This window comes from Pseudomonas sp. YA1, from assembly GCF_058680555.1.
Window position 1 is genome coordinate 172718 of the sequence record NZ_JBZWBG010000005.1, and the last position, 15244, is coordinate 187961.

General features: G+C 66.9%; 17 protein-coding genes. 11 read left to right on the forward strand and 6 right to left on the reverse strand.

Annotated elements, in window-relative coordinates; all coding sequences use genetic code 11:
• Window positions 1–156 precede the first annotated feature (156 nt).
• From hisB to AC4OR5_RS08870, 8 genes are all read left to right on the forward strand, one after another.
• Window positions 157–750 carry an imidazoleglycerol-phosphate dehydratase HisB gene (gene hisB / locus AC4OR5_RS08835; protein WP_003096088.1) on the forward strand — a complete coding sequence of 198 codons (594 nt, stop codon included), beginning with the start codon at window positions 157–159 and terminating at the stop codon, window positions 748–750.
• The gene (gene hisH / locus AC4OR5_RS08840) at window positions 750–1388 is read left to right on the forward strand and encodes an imidazole glycerol phosphate synthase subunit HisH (protein ID WP_003096087.1); all 639 of its coding nucleotides are present in this window, start codon (window positions 750–752) and stop codon (window positions 1386–1388) included. Before hisB ends, hisH begins: the two co-directional genes overlap by 1 nt.
• A gap of 3 nt (window positions 1389–1391) precedes the next feature.
• Window positions 1392–1652 carry a DUF2164 domain-containing protein gene (locus AC4OR5_RS08845; RefSeq protein WP_003096084.1) on the forward strand — a complete coding sequence of 87 codons (261 nt, stop codon included), beginning with the start codon at window positions 1392–1394 and terminating at the stop codon, window positions 1650–1652.
• Between the two features lie 48 nt (window positions 1653–1700).
• Window positions 1701–2438, forward strand: a complete 738-nt coding sequence (hisA, locus tag AC4OR5_RS08850; RefSeq protein WP_003106336.1) for a 1-(5-phosphoribosyl)-5-[(5-phosphoribosylamino)methylideneamino]imidazole-4-carboxamide isomerase — start codon at window positions 1701–1703, stop codon at window positions 2436–2438.
• 10 nt (window positions 2439–2448) lie between these two features.
• Window positions 2449–3219, forward strand: a complete 771-nt coding sequence (hisF, locus tag AC4OR5_RS08855) for an imidazole glycerol phosphate synthase subunit HisF (RefSeq protein ID WP_003106334.1) — start codon at window positions 2449–2451, stop codon at window positions 3217–3219.
• 171 nt (window positions 3220–3390) lie between these two features.
• A complete protein-coding gene (locus AC4OR5_RS08860; RefSeq protein ID WP_003111636.1) occupies window positions 3391–4137 on the forward strand; it encodes a substrate-binding periplasmic protein in 747 nt (248 codons plus the stop codon).
• A gap of 90 nt (window positions 4138–4227) precedes the next feature.
• On the forward strand, window positions 4228–4980 hold the full coding sequence (locus AC4OR5_RS08865; protein ID WP_034025670.1) for a substrate-binding periplasmic protein: 753 nt from the start codon (window positions 4228–4230) through the stop codon (window positions 4978–4980).
• A 149-nt stretch (window positions 4981–5129) separates the two neighbouring features.
• Complete coding sequence (locus AC4OR5_RS08870; RefSeq protein WP_003096075.1) at window positions 5130–5885, forward strand: substrate-binding periplasmic protein; 756 nt, start codon at window positions 5130–5132, stop codon at window positions 5883–5885.
• Between the two features lie 40 nt (window positions 5886–5925).
• Here AC4OR5_RS08870 and AC4OR5_RS08875 read toward each other — a convergent pair whose 3' ends face one another.
• From AC4OR5_RS08875 to gpmI, 6 genes are all read right to left on the reverse strand, one after another.
• Window positions 5926–7407, reverse strand: a complete 1482-nt coding sequence (locus AC4OR5_RS08875) for a hypothetical protein (RefSeq protein WP_058161040.1) — start codon at window positions 7405–7407, stop codon at window positions 5926–5928.
• Between the two features lie 68 nt (window positions 7408–7475).
• On the reverse strand, window positions 7476–8249 hold the full coding sequence (locus AC4OR5_RS08880; protein WP_003096069.1) for a divergent polysaccharide deacetylase family protein: 774 nt from the start codon (window positions 8247–8249) through the stop codon (window positions 7476–7478).
• Window positions 8249–9559, reverse strand: coding sequence for a proteolytic complex protein CptA (gene cptA, locus AC4OR5_RS08885; protein ID WP_003096067.1), 1311 nt, complete (start codon window positions 9557–9559; stop codon window positions 8249–8251). The genes AC4OR5_RS08880 and cptA overlap by 1 nt, the downstream gene beginning before the upstream one ends.
• Window positions 9560–9587: 28 nt before the next feature.
• Window positions 9588–10874, reverse strand: a complete 1287-nt coding sequence (locus tag AC4OR5_RS08890) for a murein hydrolase activator EnvC family protein (protein WP_023876105.1) — start codon at window positions 10872–10874, stop codon at window positions 9588–9590.
• Between the two features lie 149 nt (window positions 10875–11023).
• Window positions 11024–11842: a CPBP family intramembrane glutamic endopeptidase gene (locus tag AC4OR5_RS08895; protein ID WP_058161041.1), complete on the reverse strand. Its 819-nt coding sequence runs from the start codon at window positions 11840–11842 to the stop codon at window positions 11024–11026.
• A 313-nt stretch (window positions 11843–12155) separates the two neighbouring features.
• Window positions 12156–13703, reverse strand: a complete 1548-nt coding sequence (gene gpmI / locus AC4OR5_RS08900; protein ID WP_003111154.1) for a 2,3-bisphosphoglycerate-independent phosphoglycerate mutase — start codon at window positions 13701–13703, stop codon at window positions 12156–12158.
• A 324-nt stretch (window positions 13704–14027) separates the two neighbouring features.
• Here gpmI and AC4OR5_RS08905 point away from each other — a divergent pair, with 324 nt between their 5' ends.
• The 3 genes from AC4OR5_RS08905 to secB are packed head-to-tail and all read left to right on the forward strand — an operon-like array spanning window position 14028 to window position 15231.
• Complete coding sequence (locus AC4OR5_RS08905; protein WP_003096058.1) at window positions 14028–14447, forward strand: rhodanese-like domain-containing protein; 420 nt, start codon at window positions 14028–14030, stop codon at window positions 14445–14447.
• A 1-nt stretch (window position 14448) separates the two neighbouring features.
• A complete protein-coding gene (grxC, locus tag AC4OR5_RS08910; protein WP_003096057.1) occupies window positions 14449–14703 on the forward strand; it encodes a glutaredoxin 3 in 255 nt (84 codons plus the stop codon).
• A gap of 36 nt (window positions 14704–14739) precedes the next feature.
• The gene (secB, locus tag AC4OR5_RS08915; protein ID WP_003096050.1) at window positions 14740–15231 is read left to right on the forward strand and encodes a protein-export chaperone SecB; all 492 of its coding nucleotides are present in this window, start codon (window positions 14740–14742) and stop codon (window positions 15229–15231) included.
• Window positions 15232–15244 lie beyond the last annotated feature (13 nt).

Consider the following 15244-nt stretch of genomic DNA (forward strand, 5'->3'; position numbering starts at 1 on the left):
CTCTCCGCGGCGGGATGAAAGGAGCGCAGTGTAAGGCCTGGCCCGCCGCCCGTGGGGCGATTCGCGCCGACGGTCGCGGCTGGCAGCGCCAGCCCGGGCCTGCCTATAATGCTGGCCCTCTTATAATTACGTGCAGTGTTAGCTGTGGAGCTGGTGATGGCCGAACGCAAGGCATCCGTCGCGCGCGACACCCTGGAGACCCAGATCAAGGTCTCCATCGACCTGGATGGGACCGGCAAGGCCCGGTTCGATACCGGAGTTCCCTTCCTCGACCACATGATGGACCAGATCGCCCGCCACGGCCTGATCGACCTGGACATCGAGTGCAAGGGCGACCTGCATATCGACGATCACCACACCGTCGAGGACATCGGCATCACCCTCGGCCAGGCCTTCGCCAAGGCCATCGGCGACAAGAAGGGCATCCGCCGCTACGGCCACGCCTACGTGCCCCTCGATGAGGCGCTGTCGCGGGTGGTCATCGACTTCTCCGGGCGGCCCGGCCTGCAGATGCACGTTCCCTTTACCCGTGCCAGCGTCGGCGGCTTCGACGTCGACCTGTTCATGGAATTCTTCCAGGGCTTCGTCAACCACGCCCAGGTGACCCTGCACATCGACAACCTGCGCGGGCACAACACCCACCACCAGATCGAGACCGTGTTCAAGGCCTTCGGCCGCGCGCTGCGCATGGCCATCGAGCTGGACGAGCGGATGGCCGGGCAGATGCCGTCGACCAAAGGGTGCCTGTGATGCAGACGGTAGCCGTGATCGACTACGGCATGGGCAACCTGCACTCGGTGGCCAAGGCCCTCGAGCACGTCGGTGCCGGCCGGGTGCTGGTGAGCAGCGACGCGGCGGTGATCCGCGAGGCCGACCGGGTGGTGTTCCCTGGGGTCGGCGCGATCCGCGACTGCATGGCCGAGATCCGCCGCCTGGGCTTCGACGCCCTGGTCCGCGAGGTCAGCCAGGACCGCCCGTTCCTCGGCATCTGCGTCGGCATGCAGGCATTGCTGGAGCGCAGCGAGGAGAACGACGGGGTCGACTGCATCGGTCTGTTCCCCGGCCAGGTGCGCTTCTTCGGCAAGGACCTGCACGAAGCCGGCGAGCACCTGAAGGTGCCGCACATGGGCTGGAACCAGGTGAGCCAGGCGGTGGAGCACCCGTTGTGGCACGAGATTCCCGACCAGGCGCGCTTCTACTTCGTGCACAGCTATTACATCGAGGCCGGTAACCCGCGCCAGGTGGTGGGGCACGGGCACTACGGCGTCGATTTCGCCGCCGCGCTGGCCGAAGGCTCGCGTTTCGCCGTGCAGTTCCACCCGGAAAAGAGCCATACCCACGGCCTGCAACTGCTGCAGAACTTCGTGGCCTGGGACGGGCGCTGGTAGGCCATGGCCAGGGCGAAGAGCAAGACGCCGATCCTCCAGTTGGACGCCGCGCAGACCCAGGACGCGGTACTGGCGATCAAGCGCTTCATGGAGGACCGCTTCGAACTGGAGCTGGGTTCCTTCGAAGCCGAGGAACTGCTCGATTTCTTCGCCCGCGAGTTCGCCCCGTACTTCTACAACAAGGCCATCCTCGACGTGCAGTCGTACCTGAAGGAACGGTTCGAAAGCATCGAGAGCGATGTCTGGGCGCTGGAAAAGAGTTGAGTTTCCGCGCGCCTGTCCACCGAATACAGACTTGAACAGGGTTCACCGATGCTGATCATTCCCGCGATCGACTTGAAAGACGGCGCCTGCGTGCGTCTGCGCCAGGGCCTGATGGAAGACGCCACGGTCTTCTCCGACGATCCGGTGGCGATGGCCGCCAAATGGGTCGATGGCGGTTGCCGCCGCTTGCACCTGGTGGACCTGAACGGCGCTTTCGAAGGCAAGCCGGTCAACGGCGAGGTGGTCACCGCCATCGCCCGTCGCTACCCGGACCTGCCGATCCAGATCGGCGGCGGCATCCGCTCGCTGGAAACCATCGAGCATTACGTTCGCGCCGGCGTCAGCTACGTCATCATCGGCACCAAGGCGGTCAAGCAGCCTGAGTTCGTCGGCGAGGCCTGCCGCGCCTTCCCGGGCAAGGTCATCGTCGGCCTGGATGCCAAGGACGGTTTCGTCGCCACCGACGGCTGGGCCGAGGTCAGCGAAGTCCAGGTGATCGACCTGGCCCGTCGCTTCGAGGCCGACGGGGTGTCCGCCATCGTCTACACGGATATTTCCAAGGACGGCATGATGCAGGGCTGCAACGTCGAGGCTACCGCCGCGCTGGCCAATGCCACGCGGATCCCGGTGATCGCCTCCGGCGGCATCCACAATCTCGGCGACATCCAGAAGCTGCTGGACGCCCGCACCCCGGGGATCATCGGCGCCATCACCGGCCGGGCGATCTACGAAGGCACCCTGGACGTGGCCGAAGCCCAGGCGCTGTGCGACAACTTCAAGGCCTGAGGCGAACCGCATGGCACTGGCAAAACGCATCATCCCCTGCCTCGACGTGGACAATGGCCGAGTGGTCAAGGGCGTCAAGTTCGAGAACATCCGCGACGCCGGCGACCCGGTCGAGATCGCCCGCCGCTACGATGAGCAAGGTGCCGACGAGATCACCTTCCTCGACATCACCGCCAGCGTCGACGGGCGCGACACCACCCTGCATACCGTCGAGCGCATGGCCAGCCAGGTGTTCATTCCGCTGACCGTGGGCGGCGGCGTACGCAGCGTGCAGGACATCCGCAACCTGCTGAATGCCGGCGCGGACAAGGTCTCGATCAACACCGCCGCGGTGTTCAACCCCGAGTTCGTCGGCGAGGCCGCCGACCGCTTCGGCTCGCAGTGCATCGTGGTCGCCATCGACGCGAAGAAGGTTTCCGCCCCGGGCGAGGCGCCGCGCTGGGAAATCTTCACCCATGGCGGGCGCAAGCCCACCGGGCTGGATGCCGTGCTCTGGGCGAAGAAGATGGAAGACCTGGGCGCTGGCGAGATTCTCCTGACCAGCATGGACCAGGACGGCGTGAAGAGCGGTTACGACCTAGGCGTGACCCGCGCCATCAGCGAGGCGGTGAACGTGCCGGTGATCGCTTCCGGCGGCGTCGGCAACCTGGAGCACCTGGCCGCCGGCATCCTCGAGGGCAAGGCCGACGCGGTGCTCGCGGCGAGCATCTTCCACTTCGGCGAGTACACCGTGCCGGAAGCCAAGGCCTACCTGGCCAGCCGCGGTATCGTGGTGCGCTGAGGCACGTTGCGCCGCAGCGCACAGGGCCGGTGATCGGCTAGCCATTCCTGAGCGCGAGTCGACACTCGCGCGGCTTTCTTTCAGGTACAGTCACGCCCCCCGCATCAGGTGCCGCTAGAGCGCCGATGCCCTGCCATAACGACAAACATTGCGACCGACAGGGAGTCCTCCATGTCCATCTTCCGTCTGGCTCTCGGCTGCGTCGGCAGCCTGGCCCTGCTATGCGCTAGCGCCCTGGCGCGCGCCGAAACCCTGGTCCTGCTGACCGAGAACCTGGTGCCGTTCAACATGGCGGTGAACGGCGGCAACTACGCCAAGAACGATGGCATCAGCGGCATCAGCACCGATACCGTGCGCGCCGCCTGCGAGCGCGCGCAGATCGAGTGCCAGCTGATCCTGCGTTTCCCCTGGGACCGGGTCTACCAGCAGGCGCTGAGCGAGCCCGGCTATGGCGTGTTTTCCACCGCCCGTACGCCGGAGCGCGAGGACAAGTTCAAGTGGGTCGGCCCGCTGGCGGTCAACGACTGGGTACTGATGGCCCGCGGCGACAGCAGCATCCACCTGAACAGCCTGGAAGACGCCGCGCGCTATCGCATCGGCGGCTACAAGAACGACGCCATCAGCCAGCACCTGGTCGACCGCGGCCTGCAGGTGCAACTGGCGCTGCGCGACAACGAGAACGTCGACAAGCTGGCCAGCGGGCAGATCGATCTCTGGGTCACCGCCGATCCGAGCGGGCGCTACGTCGCCCAGCGCGAGGGCCTCAAGGAGGTGAAGGTGGTCCAGCGTTTCCATACCGCCGAGCTGTTCCTGGCGCTGAACAAGGACACCCCGGACGAGCTGGTGCAGAAGTTGCAAACGGCGGTCGACGCGCTGCGTAGCGAAGGCTTGTTGAAGCAGATCCGCGAGCGCTACTGACGCTTCGCTGGCGATGCTGGCAAAAGGCTGGCCTGGCGGCGCGGCGCTGGTTATTCTGCCTCGCTCCAGGCCCCTGACAGGATGACAACAATGCAAAGAAGCCTGCTCTTCGCGCTGCTCGCAACCCTGCTGCTGGTCGGCGGCGCGCGCGCCGAAACCGATCCCGACTACAGCATGGTCCTGCTCACGGAGAACTTCCCGCCGTACAACATGGCGATCAACGGCAAGAACTTCGCCCAGGAAGACAACATCGACGGCATCGCCGTGGATATCGTCCGCGAGATGTTCAAGCGCGCCGGCATCAAGTACAGCCTGACCCTGCGTTTCCCCTGGGACCGCATCTACAAGCTGGCGCTGGAGAAGCCCGGCTACGGGGTGTTCGTCACCGCCCGCCTGGCCGAGCGCGAGGACAAGTTCAAGTGGGTCGGTCCGATCGGCCCGGACGACTGGGTGCTGCTGGCCAAGGGCGACAGCCCGATCACCCTGGGCAGCCTGGACGAGGCGAAGAAATACCGGATCGGCGCCTACAAGGGCGATGCCATCGCCGAGTTCCTCGGCAAGAACGGTTTCGAGGCCGACCTGGCGCTACGCGACCAGGAAAACGCGCAGAAGCTGGTCAAGGGCCAGATCGACCTCTGGGCCAGCGGCGATCCCGCCGGGCGCTACCTGGCCAAGCAGGAAGGCGTGACCGGCCTGAAGACGGTGCTGCGCTTCAACAGCGACCAGTTGTACCTGGCGCTCAACCGCGAGACTCCCGACGAAGTGGTGCAGAAGCTCCAGGCAGCCCTGGACGACATGCGCAAGGAAGGCTTCGTCGAGGACATCCTCAACAGTTATCTCTGATTCGCTCCGTCCGGCCAACAGGGGGGCGGGCGGGGAAACGCCTTTGCCGGCCCCGCCGGCAATGCCATGGAAGGCCGACGAGCCAGGTATTTCGTCCTGACGCAGGGATGCCGCTAGCCAATAACGATAACCAAGCGAGCGGTGTGACCATGCTGAAAGTCCTGATCCAGACCCTGATCCTGGGGGTATTGCTGGGGGCCTCCGCGGCCCGTGCCGAATTGCCCGCCGACTACAAGGTGGTGCTGCTGACCGAGAACTTCCCGCCCTTCAACATGGCGGTGGACGACAAGAACTTCGCCCGCGACGATGGCATCGACGGCATCAGTGCCGACATCGTCCGGGAGATGTTCAGGCGCGCCGGCATCGGCTATTCCCTGAGCCTGCGCTTCCCCTGGGACCGCCTGTACCGGTTGACCCTGGACAAGCCCGGCTACGGGCTGTTCTCCATGACCTACACCCCCGAGCGGGTGCCGCAGTTCAAGTGGGTCGGCCCGCTGGCCGACACCAGTTGGGTGTTGCTGGCGCCGGCCGGCAGCAAGATCGCCGTGAAGAATCTCAAGGATGCCGCCCGCTACAAGCTCGGCGCCTACAAGAACGACGCGGTCAGCCAGCACCTGGAAGCCCAGGGCATCCCGGTGATCAACGCCCTGCGCGACCAGGAAAACGTGAAGAAGCTTACCGGCGGGCAGATCGACCTGTGGGCCACCACCGATCCGGTCGGTCGCTACCTGGCCAAGCAGGAAGGCGTGTCCGGCCTGCAGACGGTGCTGCGTTTCAACGAGGCCAAGCTCTACCTGGCGTTGAACAAGGACACTCCGGACGAGGTGGTGGAGCGCCTGCAAAAGGCCCTGGAGCAGATGCGCCAGGAAGGCTTCGTCGACGAAGCCGTCGCCAACTACCTCTGAACCTGGCGGGCGCCCCTCCGTCGGCGCGGCGAGGGGGCGCTCAGTCCAGGTCGTAGGCCTGGACGCCGAGGTCGCGGCTGTCGTACCAGTTGCCGCGGGCCCAGAACACCCGGTCGTGCGCCTCGTCGAAACCGAGCACGCCGAGGTAGCCGGCGATGTCCAGGCGGCGCCAGGATGATCCCCAGTCGTCCGAGTAGTACACCGCGTTGGCGGAGACGCTCGCCGGCTCTTCGTCGGGATACAGCCACAGCGGCACTTCGTAGTGGCTCATGGTGTTGGCCAGCAGCACATTCCTGCCCATGTAGAACTCGCGCAGCCCGGAACTGGACGGCAGGGGCCAGAACGGGCTGGGCAGCTTGCCGGTGATCTTCCATTCGAGCGCTTCGCGATCGAGCTCGGCGATCAGCGAGCGCGATTCGTCCGGGTGGTCGAGCACTGCGATCACCCGACCGTCCATGTTCTGTTCCAGGCGCTCGACGGCCACGCCGTCGGTGCGCCGGATCGCGCCCATCTGCCAGCGTCCGCCCTCGCGGCGCAGTTCGGCCTGGGTGGTGACCAATACCGAGCTGGTCAGGTAGCGCCCTTCGGGCGGGCCATAGCGGAAGGTCTGGCTTACCCAGATCGCGGCGCGCTCCGCGTCCAGTTGGGCGACGTGTGCCTTGATCTGCCCGTGCTTGCCGTTGTAGTCGCCCCAGCTGACGCCGTTCGGCGCCAACTCGCGGGCGTAGGCGAGGTCGACCAGCAGCGGCGCGGAGGTGGCGATCGACTCGACGCTGGCGCCGCGGTCGGGCGAATAGAACAGCCCGCTCGGCTGGCCGGGTTCCCGGCCGCCATCGGCACCGCCGTATTCGAAATCACCCCAGACCCAGACTTCGTCCTTGCCGTGGAAGCGCGGTGCGAGAGCCCAGCCCAGTCGATTCGCCTCGGCCATGAAGCCTTCCTCGAGCCGCCGCCAGCTCTTGCCCTGGTCGTCGCTGCGCAGCACCACTGTCTGCTCGCGCTGACCGTTGTCCTTGCCCGGGCGCCGCAGGCCGGTGAGCAGGAAGACGCTGGAACCGTCCGGCGTGACTTCCAGGCAGGCGGTCTCGCCGAGCCGCGCCACTTCGTGGAACACGCCGTCCGCGCCCAGGCGCGAGACATAGGTGGTTTCCGGATCGCCGCCGGATAGCAGCATGCCGTTGAGGAAGTTGAAGAGGTGGGGTTCGGACTCTTCTTCCCTGGGCCGGGCGGCCGCCACCAGGTCCAGGTCGATGATGCCCTCGGGCAGTGCCTGCTCGTCGCGGCCGACCTCGCGCCGGCCCACCAGCCAGGTGCCGGCGGGCGTCGCCCGCACGCCGGTGCAGAATTGCTCCATGGCGCGCTGGTCGATGTTCTCGACCTTGCCGACGGTGCTCTCGCCGGGGCTGGCGCCGCCTATCTCGAACTTGGCGCTGGTGAGGATCCAGATGAAACCGAGGGGAATCGCGCCAGCGACCAGCAGGGCGGCGGCGAGCAGGGGCATGGGAGGGGAAGGGCGGGCCATCGGTGCGTCCGTGCAGGAATGACGAGGGCGTCACCTTAACCGCTGCCGCGACGCCGGTAAACCCGGCTTCAGTGCGGCGCCTGGCGTGGGTTGACGTTGCGGTTGCCGCGCTCGCCGATGAGCATCTGCGGGGGTACCAGCTCGATGCCCTGGGCGCGCAGCTTCGGCAGCTCCCGCGCCAGCACGTCGAGGGTGGCCTTGTGCGGGTGGCCGATGAGCAACGCCGAACCCTGCTTGCGGGCCAGGGCGACGCCGGCCTGCAGTTGTGCGGAGACCGCTTCCGGTGTGGCTTCGTTGTCGAGGAACACATCGCGCGAGACGCTCGCCAGGCCGATCCGCTGCGCCTCGCTGGCGGCCACGGTGGCGGCGCTGGTGCGGCTGTCGACCAGGTACAGGCCGCGACGCTGGAGTTCCTCGGCGAGCCAGGCCATCGCCGGGCGCACCGCGGTCATGCGGCTGCCCTCGTGGTTGTTCAGGCCCTGCACGAACGGCACCTTGGCCAGCGCCGCGTCCAGCCGCCGCGCACGCTCTTCCTGGGTCAGCTCCGGCCGCCAGGCGTAGGGACCGCCGGCTGGGTCCATCGGCATGTGCAGGATCACCGTGCGCCCGCGCTGGTGCGCCTCGCGGGCCAGTTCGGCGGCATGCGGGGTTTCCGGGATGATCGCCAGGGTTACGCCGGGGGGCAGGTCGAGGACCCGGCGGTCGCGCGCCAGGTTCTGCCCGAGGTCATCGATGACCACGGTCAGCAGCGGCGGGCGCTGGTAGGGGACGGGGTCCTGGCGGGCCTGGGCCTGGTTGAACAGCAGGCACAGGCCCAGCAGGGCAACGCGGAACGCCGACATCAGTTGCCGCGGGTGACGCTCAGGCCTTTCAGCAGGCTAAGGGCCTGGCTGAGCTGGTAGTCGGAATCCTGCGGGCGCTCGCTCGGCGCGGCACGCTTGCCGGTGGGGCGGTCGGCGCCGCCGTTGCCGTTGGCCAGGTGGCCCTGCAGGTCGGCTTCCTTGAAGCCCTCGAAGCTGCTCCGCTCCTGGGTCACCTTGGCGCGTCCGACCTCGATGTCCGGAACGATGCCCTGGGCCTGGATGGAGCGCCCGTTGGGGGTGTAGTAGAGCGCGGTGGTGAGCTTCAGGGCGCGGTCGTTGTTCAGCGGCAGCACGGTCTGCACCGAGCCCTTGCCGAAGCTGTCGGTGCCCATCAGGATCGCGCGCTTCTGGTCCTGCAGGGCACCGGCGACGATTTCCGCCGCCGAGGCGCTGCCACCGTTGATCAGCACCACCAGTGGAACCTTGTCGCTGGGATCGGCCGGGTCGGCGCTGAAGCGCAGCTCGGAGTTGGCGATGCGGCCCTTGGTGTAGACGATCAGGCCCTTGGTGAGGAAGGCGTCGGCTACCTCGACGGCGGACTGCAGCACGCCGCCGGGGTTGTTGCGCAGGTCCAGGACCAGGCCCTTGAGACGGCCCTTGTTGTCCTTGCGCAGCTGGTTCAGCGCCTTGACCACTTCCTCGCCGGTGTTGACCTGGAACTGGGTGATGCGCAGGTAGGCGTAGCCGGGTTCGAGGACCTGGCTCTTGACGCTCTTGACCTTGATGATGGCGCGCTTGAGTTCGACGTCGAACGGTCTGCCGCCATCGCGGACGATGGTCAGGGTGATCGGGGAGCCGGCCTTGCCGCGCATGCTGTCGACCGCTTCGGTCATCGACTGGCCCTTGGTCGGCTTGCCGTCGATCTGCACGATCAGGTCGCCGGGCTGGATGCCGGCGCGGGCCGCGGGGGTGTCGTCGATCGGCGAGACCACCTTGATGAAGCCGTCTTCGCTGCCGACCTCGATGCCCAGGCCGCCGAACTCGCCGCTGGTGCTTTCCTGCAGCTCGGCGAAGTCCTCCGGGCCGAGGTAGGCGGAGTGCGGGTCGAGGTTGCTGAGCATGCCCTTGATGGCGTTCTCCAGCAGGGTCTTGTCGTCCACTGGCTCGACATAGGCGGCCTTCACCCGGTCGAGAACCTCGGCGAAGGTACGCAGCTCGTCGAGGGGCAGCGGGGCACTGCTACCGTTGGCCAGTGGCGCGGCGTCGGCCGGGGCGTCGGCAGCCTGGGCCGCGCCCGCGCCGAGCAGCAGGGCCAGCGCCAGGGTGGTGGGACGGAAGCAATGCAGCATGTTCAGCTCCTAATCACGAGTTCGGCGCCTATCCCTGCGCGCGGCACCAGGTAGTAGGGTCCGCCGGGCGGCCCTGATGGCGAATGGCGAAGTACACGGCCGGGCTACTCTGGCCGCCGCTGGTTCCAACGGTGGCGATCGGGTCTCCGGCCTTCACGGTGTCGCCGGCGTCTTTCAGCAGGCTTTGATTATGGCCATAAAGGCTGAGGTAGCCGCCACCGTGGTCGAGGATGACCAACAGGCCGGCTCCGCGCAACCAGTCGGCGAATACCACGCGTCCGCCGTGCACCGCGCGGACGGTGCTGCCGGCGCTCGCCGAAATCAGTACGCCGTCCCATTTCGCCCGCGGATCGTCGCCGCGCTGGCTGCCGAAGCGCGCCACGACGCGGCCATTCACCGGCCACGGCAGTTTGCCGCGGGCCGAGCCGAACGCGCCGCCGTAGACCGCGCCAGTGCTTGAGACCAGCGGGCCCGGCGCAGGTTCGCGCGGCGGGCTGGTGACTCGTCCGGGGGAGGCCTGCTGCTGGCGCGCACGCTCGCGTTCGGCGGCCAGCGCGCGCTGGCGCTCGCGCTCCGCCGCGGCGGCGGCTTCGCGGGCCTGGCGGGCCAGGGTTTCCTCGATGGTCCGCAGCACCTTGGCCAGCTCGGCCTGGTCCTGTTGGCGGGACTTGAGCTTCTGGTCGCGTTCGCGGTAGTCGCTGTTCAGCTTGGCCAGGGCTTGCTGGCGCTCCTTGCGGGTCGCTGCCAGCGCCTCGCGGCGGCTGTCCAGCTCGCCCTGCTTGCTCAGTTGTTCGGCTTTCTGCGCAGAGATGTCCTGCTCGACGTTGGCCAACTGGCGGAGGGTCTCGTTGAAGCTGGCGAGCTGTTCGAGACGGGCTTTGTTGATGTAGTCGTAGTAGGTGAGGGTGCGGCTGAATTTTTCCGGGTGTTCCTGGTTCAGCAGCAGCTTCAGGTATTCCTCGCGTCCGCTCTGGTAGGCAGCGCGGGCCTGGATGGCGAGGAGGCGCTGTTGCTCAATGCGCGCGTCCTGGAGTTTTTTTTTCTCCCCATCCAGCCGTTTCAGCTCGGCTTCGCTCTTGTCCAGCTCGTCCTGCAGGGCCTTGATCTGTTTTTCCAGGTCGCCCATCTCGGTCTCGGTGGACTTCAGCTGCTTCTGCACGCCGCTCTTTTCCTGCTGGATGCCGTCCAGCAGCTTCTTCAGCTCGCCGATGTCCTTCTGCGTCTGTTCCAGCTGGCGTTGGGTGTCGGCGCGCTCGTCGGCGAAGGCCGGAGCGAGACAGGCGAGGGATAGCAGGAGAGGAAGGAGGCGGAGCATGGGGTGGCGGGCACCTGGGAATTGGACCGGCCTAGTATGCCCGTGGCCGCCGTTAAAAAAAACGCCCCGCACCGCGCGCTGTGGGGCGCTTCCACGTATTTCAGCCGGATGGCAGCGGCGGATGTCGTCGACGACGAAGGCCACGGGCATCAGGCGGGTCTGTAGAGCGGGTAGGTGAACAGCAGCAGATGCGTCAGGTTCAGCCCGAAGTGGAACAGCGTCGCCACCCACAGGCGGCCGCTCCACAGCCAGGCCAACCCGTAGATCAGCCCGGCGAGGCCGGCGAACAGCATCAGCAGCGGGCCGCCGGCGAAGTGCGCCAGGCCGAACAGCGCCGAGGCCAGCGCCAGGGCGGGCCAGGGGCCCAGCCATTGGCCCAGGCGTTGCTGCAGGTAGCCGCGGAACAGCGCTTCCTCGGCAAGGGAAACGAAGAACAGGTTGGCCAGGACGAACTGCCAGAGCCAGGCCGGCGCGTGGAGTTCCGGCCGCAGCAGGCCGACGCCGACAGCCAGCAGAAGCAGCGCCGGCACCGCCGCCACGAGCAGCAGCCAGTGCCAGGGGCGGCCGGGAGCGCGGGCTTCGTCGCGGAACAGGCTCGGCAGGCAGGCCAGTAGCAGGAACGGCACCAGTGCCTTGTCGAAGTTGAAGTACATGGTGAACGGCAGGCTCTGCGGGCCGACCACCGCCTTGTCCAGGACCCTGGGGTTGGCGAAGCCGGGTAGCAGGTGCAGGAACAGGCCCACCGCGCCGGCGACCAGCAGCGGCTCCAGGCCCAGGGCCCAGGCGCGGCGTGCCGCCAGGCGCCGGCGCAACAGGGCGAGGACGCCCAGTACAGCCAGGGCGGCGACCGCAGGCGGAGCGAGAACTCCGTCGTAGAAGGCGAGGCAGCAGGTCGCGAGCAGCAAGGCGAGAGCCAGCAGGCGCTGGAAGGACAGGGCGAGGAGCGAGGTGGCGAGGAGGAACCACATCGGCGGAAATCCTTGTAGGGCAGATGGAAAAGACAGCGCGGGCAAGGCTAGCACGGGCCTCGGCGACGTAGCGGGAGGCAGGGGGGAAGACGCGGAAAATGAAAACCGCGGCACACGTCTCGAGGTTGCGTGGCCAGGCCTGTCGGCCGATCGGCAGCGTTAAAGCGGGGAAGGTGACGTCGTGGAAACGGGGCGCGGCGCCCGGCCCGCTACGGCGGATAACGTCGCAGGCGTTATCCGTCGATGGCCTGCAGAAGCGGCGGATAACCGCGACGCGGTTATCCACCCTGCGCGGGAGTTCGTCGTTCGCGGATCAGCCGAGGGTGACGATGCTGCGACCGGTCATTTCCGCCGGCTGCTCCAGCCCCATGAGGGTCAGCATGGTCGGCGCCACGTCGGCCAGCACGCCGCCTTCGCGGATGCTCAGCTTGCGCTTGCCGACGTAGACGAACGGCACCGGCTCGCAGGTGTGCGCGGTGTGCGCCTGGCCGGTGGACTCGTCTTCCATCTGCTCGACATTGCCGTGGTCGGCGGTGATCAGGGCTTCGCCGCCGACCTTGTCCAGCGCCTCGACGATGCGCCCCATACAGGTGTCCAGGCATTCCACGGCCTTGACCGCGGCCTCGAACACGCCGGTGTGGCCGACCATGTCGCCGTTGGCGTAGTTGACCACGATCACGTCGTAGCGTTGTTGCTCGATGGCCTCGACGATACGGTCGGTGACTTCCGGCGCGCTCATCTCGGGTTGCAGGTCGTAGGTGGCGACCTTCGGCGAGGGGATCAGGATGCGCTCCTCGCCCTCGTAGGGTTCCTCGCGGCCGCCGGAGAAGAAGAAGGTCACGTGGGCGTACTTCTCGGTCTCGGCGATGCGCAGCTGGGTCTTGCCATGCTTGGCCAGGTATTCGCCGAGGACGTTGGTCAGCGGCTCCGGCGGGAAGGCGCAGGGCGCCGGGATGCTCGCCGCGTATTGGGTCAGCATGACGAAGCCTGCCAGCTGCGGGGCCTGCTCGCGGGGGAATTCCTTGAACGCCGGCTCGACGAAGGCGCGGCTCAGTTCGCGGGCGCGGTCGGCGCGGAAGTTCATGAAGATCACCGCGTCGCCATCCTCGACCCGCACCGCTTCGGCGCCGGCCGGGACCACCGCGGTGGCCTTGACGAATTCGTCGCTCTCGCCGCGGGCGTAGGCGGCCTCGAGGGCTGCCACCGAGGAGTCGGCGGTGAACTCGGCCTTGCCGTCGACGATCAGTTCATAGGCGGCCTGGACGCGGTCCCAGCGGTTGTCGCGGTCCATCGCGAAATAGCGGCCGATGATCGAGGCGATGCGGCCCTTGCCGAGCCCGGCGAAGGTGGCGTCGAGACGCTCCAGCGACGGTTGCGCGCTTTTCGGCGGGGTATCGCGGCCATCCAGGAAGGCATGCAGGTAGATCTTGCCGGCGCCGCGCCTGGCGGCCATCTGCGCCATCGCCACCAGGTGGTCTTCATGGCTGTGTACGCCGCCCGGAGAGAGCAGGCCGAGGATGTGCACCGCCTTGTCGGCGGCGACGGCCTTGTCGACCGCCCCGGCGATCACCGGGTTTTCGAAGAATTCGCCGTCGCGGATGGCCTTGGTGACGCGGGTGAAGTCCTGGTACACCACGCGGCCTGCGCCGAGGTTCATGTGGCCGACCTCGGAATTGCCCATCTGGCCGTCGGGCAGGCCGACGTCCATGCCGGAGCCGGAGATCAGGCCGTGCGGCTGGGTTGCCAGGAGGCGATCCCAGACCGGCTTCTTCGCGGCGTAGATGGCGTTGTAGTCAGGGCTTTCGCTGTGGCCGAAGCCGTCCAGGATGATCAGGACCAGGGGTTTGGGCGTGGCAGTCATATGTCCGGCTCTATTTCCGCGGGGTTCAGAAACTGACCAAATTTAGTGGGAACATTGTCGTTCAAGACGTAGGAAGAGGCTGATTGATTAAACCGATGACGCCGATCCGCAACCGAATGCCGCTATCCTCGCTCCCTCTGTCCTGCCCGAGCCGTGCCCGGGCCGGAACTGGCCAGCTTCACAGAAAAGGACCGGCATTCTAACCGTGAAGTTTCCCGCGACGCCATTTCCTGGAGCCGAGCGGGGCGCCGCCCGGCGGGTTCCCCCCTGGCCGGCGCGGTCTGTATACTGGCCGGCATTTTTACGCCCTGGATATCCGTCACCATGCAATTCGTTTCCCGTCTGATCGAGTTCGCCACCAACCACTACCTGCTGGTCGCGGCGCTGCTGGTCCTGCTGGTCCTGCTGTTGCTGCACGAGCTGCGCAAGGGCGGCAAGAGCCTGTCGACCCGCGAGCTGACCGCGCTGGTCAATGCCGACCAGGCGGTGGTCCTGGATATCCGTCCGGCCAAGGAGTTCGCCAGCGGGCACATCGTCGACGCGCTGAACATCCCGGCCGACAAGCTGAACAGCCGCATGACCGAGCTGGAAAAGTACAAGGGCAAGACCATCATCCTGGTCGACGCCATGGGCCAGCATTCCGGTACCTGGGGCGGCGTCCTGAAGAAGGCCGGCTTCAACGCCGCCAAGCTGTCCGGCGGGATCGGCAGCTGGCGCGGCGACAACCTGCCGCTGGTGAAGTGACATGCCGCCCGTCGTGATCTACACCACCGCCTGGTGTCCGTACTGCATCCGCGCCAAGCAGCTGCTGCAACGCAAGGGCGTGGACTTCCAGGAGATCGCCTGCGACGGCAAGCCCGAACTGCGCGCCGAGCTGGCACGCAAGGCGGGATCGACCACCGTGCCGCAGATCTGGATCGGCGAGACCCATGTCGGCGGCTGCGACGACCTTCATGCACTGGAGCGCGCCGGCAAGCTGGACGCGCTGCTGTCTGCCTGAAACCATTCATGAATTGACCCAAGGGAAGGCCCGAAAATGACCGAGCAAGCTACCAACGGCGCTGCCGACGAGCAGCAACCCCAGTTCTCCCTGCAGCGCATCTACCTGCGCGACCTGTCGTTCGAGTCGCCGAAGTCCCCGGAAATCTTCCGCCAGGAATGGAACCCGTCCATCAGCCTGGACCTGAACACCCGCCAGAAGCAGCTGGACGGCGACTTCTACGAAGTGGTCCTGACCGTATCGGTGACCGTGAAGAACGGCGAGGACACCACTGCCTTCATCGCCGAAGTGCAGCAGGCCGGCATCTTCCTGATCAAGAACCTCGATCCGTCGAGCATGAGCCATACCCTCGGCGCGTTCTGCCCGAACATCCTCTTCCCGTACGCTCGCGAAGCCCTGGACAACCTGGTGGTACGCGGTTCGTTCCCGGCGCTGATGCTGTCGCCGGTGAACTTCGACGCTCTCTACGCCCAGGAAATCGCCCGCATGCAGGCCTCCGGCGAAATCCCGACGCCGTCGGTCCAGTAAGCCCAGCGCTTGC

Excerpts from the sequence above, each read along its gene's own strand:
- hisB (WP_003096088.1), top strand. The coding sequence starts at position 157 with ATGGCCGAACGCAAGGCATCCGTCGCGCGCGACACCCTGGAGACCCAG.
- hisH (WP_003096087.1), top strand. The coding sequence starts at position 750 with ATGCAGACGGTAGCCGTGATCGACTACGGCATGGGCAACCTGCACTCG.
- AC4OR5_RS08845 (WP_003096084.1), top strand. The coding sequence starts at position 1,392 with ATGGCCAGGGCGAAGAGCAAGACGCCGATCCTCCAGTTGGACGCCGCG.
- hisA (WP_003106336.1), top strand. The coding sequence starts at position 1,701 with ATGCTGATCATTCCCGCGATCGACTTGAAAGACGGCGCCTGCGTGCGT.
- hisF (WP_003106334.1), top strand. The coding sequence starts at position 2,449 with ATGGCACTGGCAAAACGCATCATCCCCTGCCTCGACGTGGACAATGGC.
- AC4OR5_RS08860 (WP_003111636.1), top strand. The coding sequence starts at position 3,391 with ATGTCCATCTTCCGTCTGGCTCTCGGCTGCGTCGGCAGCCTGGCCCTG.
- AC4OR5_RS08865 (WP_034025670.1), top strand. The coding sequence starts at position 4,228 with ATGCAAAGAAGCCTGCTCTTCGCGCTGCTCGCAACCCTGCTGCTGGTC.
- AC4OR5_RS08870 (WP_003096075.1), top strand. The coding sequence starts at position 5,130 with ATGCTGAAAGTCCTGATCCAGACCCTGATCCTGGGGGTATTGCTGGGG.
- AC4OR5_RS08875 (WP_058161040.1), bottom strand. The coding sequence starts at position 7,407 with ATGGCCCGCCCTTCCCCTCCCATGCCCCTGCTCGCCGCCGCCCTGCTG.
- AC4OR5_RS08880 (WP_003096069.1), bottom strand. The coding sequence starts at position 8,249 with ATGTCGGCGTTCCGCGTTGCCCTGCTGGGCCTGTGCCTGCTGTTCAAC.
- cptA (WP_003096067.1), bottom strand. The coding sequence starts at position 9,559 with ATGCTGCATTGCTTCCGTCCCACCACCCTGGCGCTGGCCCTGCTGCTC.
- AC4OR5_RS08890 (WP_023876105.1), bottom strand. The coding sequence starts at position 10,874 with ATGCTCCGCCTCCTTCCTCTCCTGCTATCCCTCGCCTGTCTCGCTCCG.
- AC4OR5_RS08895 (WP_058161041.1), bottom strand. The coding sequence starts at position 11,842 with ATGTGGTTCCTCCTCGCCACCTCGCTCCTCGCCCTGTCCTTCCAGCGC.
- gpmI (WP_003111154.1), bottom strand. The coding sequence starts at position 13,703 with ATGACTGCCACGCCCAAACCCCTGGTCCTGATCATCCTGGACGGCTTC.
- AC4OR5_RS08905 (WP_003096058.1), top strand. The coding sequence starts at position 14,028 with ATGCAATTCGTTTCCCGTCTGATCGAGTTCGCCACCAACCACTACCTG.
- grxC (WP_003096057.1), top strand. The coding sequence starts at position 14,449 with ATGCCGCCCGTCGTGATCTACACCACCGCCTGGTGTCCGTACTGCATC.
- secB (WP_003096050.1), top strand. The coding sequence starts at position 14,740 with ATGACCGAGCAAGCTACCAACGGCGCTGCCGACGAGCAGCAACCCCAG.